This is a genomic window from Halorubrum sp. SP3 (genome assembly GCF_005435195.1).
Classification (GTDB): domain Archaea; phylum Halobacteriota; class Halobacteria; order Halobacteriales; family Haloferacaceae; genus Halorubrum; species Halorubrum sodomense.
In genome coordinates this window covers 1-512 of record NZ_SGTU01000310.1, presented here as the reverse complement: position 1 = coordinate 512, position 512 = coordinate 1, and the positions used below count along the sequence as shown (strand labels likewise).

1 protein-coding gene is annotated in these 512 nt (G+C 44.9%); it reads left to right on the top strand.

Annotated elements, in window-relative coordinates; translation table 11 throughout:
* Positions 1 to 103: 103 nt before the first annotated feature.
* The coding region (locus tag EXE42_RS16660; protein ID WP_137707029.1) for a hypothetical protein at positions 104 to 512 on the top strand (409 nt) is incomplete at its 3' end.

Here is a 512-nt window from a genome sequence, read left to right as displayed (position 1 = left end):
GTTACAGAATACTCACACCGTTGTTCGTACTGCGACTATCGACGGTATCCCCGGTAAGTGGATCGCAGAGAGGTCACATGAACTCCAAAATAGGGTGTTCCAGATGCTTAACGAGGTATGTGAGCCATCTGGGGCAGAAGTCCCGACTCAGCTATCGGCTTTACGTACTTGTCATGAATACTTCGAAGCGACGGATAGCGATGACAGAGTAGATTGGGTACATGTACTGCTTGAAAATCTGAGTGAATCCAAAAATCTTGGTATCAAGGTTTTCGCTCTGGCCAGTTTGGTTCAGCTTGACTCAAAGGAATCAAAAGATATGTTGTTGTCAGAAATAGAGACAAACCGTCAACTTGTCAAAATCGGCTTCGAATGGAGTATGGATAATCTCCCTCTTACTCCCCCGAATTCCGATACAACTTCTGCTGACATTCTTGCCTTGGTTAATTTTGCTGTAGGCGATGCTGATCCGCGTCTGGCACGCTTTGTGACTAATAAAACACATTCAGAAA